The organism is Clostridium sp. (assembly GCF_051278035.1).
In the GTDB taxonomy this organism is placed as follows: domain Bacteria; phylum Bacillota; class Clostridia; order Clostridiales; family Clostridiaceae; genus Clostridium_AD.
This window is the reverse complement of record NZ_JBNMNU010000277.1, coordinates 1-3,729: the sequence shown is the minus strand read 5'-3', so window position 1 is coordinate 3,729 and position 3,729 is coordinate 1. Positions and strand designations below refer to the sequence as shown.

Sequence of the window (3,729 nt, the reverse complement as noted above, 5' to 3'; positions counted from 1 at the left end):
TCAGTACAGGACAGCTATGTTCTTCATACCCCAAATAAACTAATAAAAGAACAGAAATTTCTGCTCTTGATGTTTTACAATATATGAAATATGCCAACTAAATCATATATATTATTTTATTCCTTCATTTCTTCTTTTTGAGACTTTTCATATAGTTTATTAAGAATATACAATCCAGGACTAAAAAATCCAATTACCCCACCTAAAATAATACCAAAATCACCTGCTTCACCACCTATACTAAAAATCATTTTTGCTAATATTAGACCTGAAATTCCAAAAATTATTGAGTATAAAATCAACTTCATATTTGTCCTCCTTAAAGTCTGTACGTCATAATTATCTACGAGTAAGACATAAAAAAATATTTATGTTAATAGTAACATAAATTTATAAGAGAGTATATTTATTAATATTTAATTATAGACTATGTTAATTTTATATCATACTTTAACTAAAACATGTAGATTGAATTTAAATTAGTTGTTTATTGTTTAATCGGAATAATTTTATAAGTACTATGGTATCATAAGGCGTTCTAAGCCTAAACCTTTGTATAAATAAAGGGAACATTCACAAACAAAATATTAATAAATATAAACTCCTCTCTTCGTTACATTACATTTTTCGCCATATTATATGTAATGTTGAAAATTTATGTATGACGTGTTAAGCTTATGTAAATTATGCATAATTAATATTTTTTAACAAGAAAAGGAGTAATGCAATGAAAATTTTTACAAAAAATAAGTTATTCAACTCGTTATTAAGTGTGTTATTAATGGCATTAATGATAATGCCAACAAACGCATTTGCATCTACAAACTTAGACTCACAAGCTGATTCAACAACAAAAGAACTTATAAATACATTCCCGAATTTCAAGGAAAGTTTGGATAAAAATACTAATGGCAAGTTAGTTTCTTCTAATGAAATCTATTACAAATATACACCTAAAACGACTAATAATACTAAAAAATATTATACTAATCAAGCAGATGCTGAAAAAGATTTTTATATATCTGAATATACAAAAGAACAATATGAAACAGAAATAGCCCTCACAAAGTTAATACCTGAAACAAGCCTAACAAACTATATAGGCGACCAAGAAGGGACCGATTGTTCTTGGTTAAGGATATCCCTACAAATTTATGAATCACAATATGTAGATGAATTTATGGCTTATAGTTTTTCTTCTTGGTTAAAAGTACCTTTTATCACTTTTACAGACGCTATTGGAATATCAATGAGTAATGGATTAATTGTAACTGACGATACGGATCGTACGAGTACTAGGTATGCAGAATATAATTATCAGGATGGTATTAATCCTGAAGGCACTTATACAACGCTTCCAGTAGAAATTAACGACACATACGCAAATGGTGTCATGGCAAAACCTAATCTTCGTTTAGGCCATCTATCTAGTTTTAACAATATGATGATTTCAACTGGTGTACGATTCAGCGGTACGGGTACCAGTGAAGGCTTTGTATTTGGTAATTACTTACATACAGAGGTAGGTATAGGTGCATTAAATATGGATGCAGCTGGACTACCAAGTTTATCATTAAGTCTATCTTATGATGAGCATCATGTTTCAGTTCCTATTGGTCTTCGGTAACAAATTTTATAAAATTAATAATTACAGTGATTTTGCGAAGATGGTCGAGTTAAACTTATTATTCTAGGTATAACTAATATGGTGCCTGTGCATAATTTGTATAAACAGTATAAAGTGTACTCTTCTTTACAATATTTGCTCACTCATTGGAATTCCTTTAGGATCAACAAAAATTCAGATGTTCTAATTTTTATGAACTTATCCACTTAGCTCCAAATGGGTGTTCTAGGATATTCTTCTGGGATTAAGGATGATTTGGACAATCTTACTCACTGCCAACAGTTAAAACAATCTAGTAAGGTACCGATACTTACGTGTTCTATTTAGTATTAGCAGCAGTCAGTAAACTAGTCCAAATCAAAAGCAATAATCCCCCTTCCCCCAGGGGTAAAACAAGTCCCGCTGCTATGCAGCAGGACTTGTTTTTTTTGTGCGCCCGGCATGGGCGCAATCTAATGGGTGAAAGTCCCAAGTGCGGGTTGATAGTGCCAAGCACATAGCTGAACACCAAGGGTGTCCTCGGCGACGAGGAATCCGAAGGAAGGTGTATGCAAATTTCCAGTCTGACGGACAGAAACTACATATAAGGCATAGGTATGTTGGGTAAAATTGCAAAACAAATTGAAGCCCCAAACTATTCGAAAATATACTGTGTAAATGTAGCAGATACATGGAGAGAAAGATTGCGTTCTTACCCGGGGAGAGCTCATGGACATGCTAAGATGTAATTCAACGCATGGTTGAAACAAGATCTATCATGAGCAGTCAGCAGACGCCATAGTACCAAAGCAGTTATAAATGTTTTGGAAAGGGCTGAACTATAGGAGGTTTTGGAAATTTTGAAGAACTCAAAGAAATATGTAGAAATCAGAAAACTTCATAATGAAGACTATCTATGTGATATAGGGTTGGAAATCCAAGACAACATAGAAGTGAGGAGTATTTCTTCGGCGTCAAGAAACGGAAGAGACGATAAGAACCGAGATAATGGTAATCTAATGGAGAAAATACTTCACCGTGACAATTTGAACCAAGCATACAAAAGGGTGAAGAAAAATAAAGGAAGTAGTGGCGTGGATGGAATGACAGTGGATGAACTGTTAGAGTATCTAAAACGTAACAAAAGCCAACTTCAAAAGGAATTAATAGAAGAAAGTTATACTCCAATGCCAGTCCGTAGGGTGGAAATAGATAAACCTGACGGTGGTAAAAGACTCCTAGGAATACCTACGGTAGTAGATAGGGTAGTACAACAGGCGATAGCCCAAGTTTTAACACCAATCTACGAGGAAAAGTTTTCAGAAACAAGTTTTGGATTCCGACCAGGAAGAAGTCAACACCATGCGATTGAAAAATGTAAGGAACACATCAACGACGGTTATAAATGGGTCGTTGACATTGACATATCTAAGTATTTTGATACTGTAAATCATGATAAACTCATGTCCATCCTAGCCAAGGATATTGATGATAAAAAAGTATTAAGACTAATAAGAAAATATTTACAATCAGGTGTAATGATTAACGGAGTGGTTGCAGAAACAGACATTGGATGCCCGCAGGGTGGGTCAGCTAGTCCACTACTTAGTAACATTTATCTAAATGAATTGGATAAAGAACTGGATAGACGGGGACTAAGATTCTGTCGTTTTGCAGACGACTGTGCGCCACGAAAGCGTGGTAAGCAACTCGTAAGAGTGGCTTAATATAGCTGTGCTATACAGATGATGGAGGAAGGTCCTCCGAAATCGCCATGCAGGTGGAGATTTCAAACTACCTTAAGGTGCTGTAATCAAAAGTTATGGTACTTAGCGTTAAGGAAAAGGCAGAGGTTAATCTGTCAAGTATGTACTAAAGAGATGAACGAGCATGTGAATCACTTACGAAAATGTCGAAAGCGTAGAGAATCCATCAAAACCAGGGGGTAGTCGTTAACTTGGGATAAGCCTAGAGGAAACCTGTTTACTGACTAGGCGGTGGGCGGCATAAAGGTGGCATGACTTTAGTATGGGCATTTGTATGGAACGTGGGAACCTACGGCTTGATGTTAAGAGAGTATTTCAAGCAGAAGAACTGTGAGAAAAGAGTATCGATGCAAGCAT

General features: G+C 35.0%; 4 protein-coding genes. 3 read left to right on the top strand and 1 reads right to left on the bottom strand.

What is annotated here, in order from left to right:
• Positions 1-116: 116 nt before the first annotated feature.
• Positions 117-308 (bottom strand): hypothetical protein, encoded by a 192-nt coding sequence (locus tag ACJAX4_RS22835; RefSeq protein WP_435791735.1) that lies wholly within the window; start codon positions 306-308, stop codon positions 117-119.
• A 419-nt stretch (positions 309-727) separates the two neighbouring features.
• Between ACJAX4_RS22835 and ACJAX4_RS22830 the strand changes: the two genes are divergently transcribed.
• The 3 genes from ACJAX4_RS22830 (at position 728) to ltrA (ending at position 3,333) form a co-directional block, all read left to right on the top strand.
• A complete protein-coding gene (locus tag ACJAX4_RS22830) occupies positions 728-1,627 on the top strand; it encodes a hypothetical protein (protein ID WP_435791734.1) in 900 nt (299 codons plus the stop codon).
• A 596-nt stretch (positions 1,628-2,223) separates the two neighbouring features.
• A complete protein-coding gene (locus ACJAX4_RS22825) occupies positions 2,224-2,355 on the top strand; it encodes a hypothetical protein (RefSeq protein ID WP_435791733.1) in 132 nt (43 codons plus the stop codon).
• Positions 2,356-2,466: 111 nt separating this feature from the next.
• Positions 2,467-3,333, top strand: coding sequence for a group II intron reverse transcriptase/maturase (gene ltrA, locus ACJAX4_RS22820; protein WP_435791732.1), 867 nt, complete (start codon positions 2,467-2,469; stop codon positions 3,331-3,333).
• Positions 3,334-3,729: the final 396 nt, after the last annotated feature.

Bases quoted from the DNA above. Each gene is read 5' to 3' on its own strand.
- ACJAX4_RS22830 (WP_435791734.1), top strand. From the start codon at position 728: ATGAAAATTTTTACAAAAAATAAGTTATTCAACTCGTTATTAAGTGTG.
- ACJAX4_RS22835 (WP_435791735.1), bottom strand. From the start codon at position 308: ATGAAGTTGATTTTATACTCAATAATTTTTGGAATTTCAGGTCTAATA.
- ACJAX4_RS22825 (WP_435791733.1), top strand. From the start codon at position 2,224: ATGTTGGGTAAAATTGCAAAACAAATTGAAGCCCCAAACTATTCGAAA.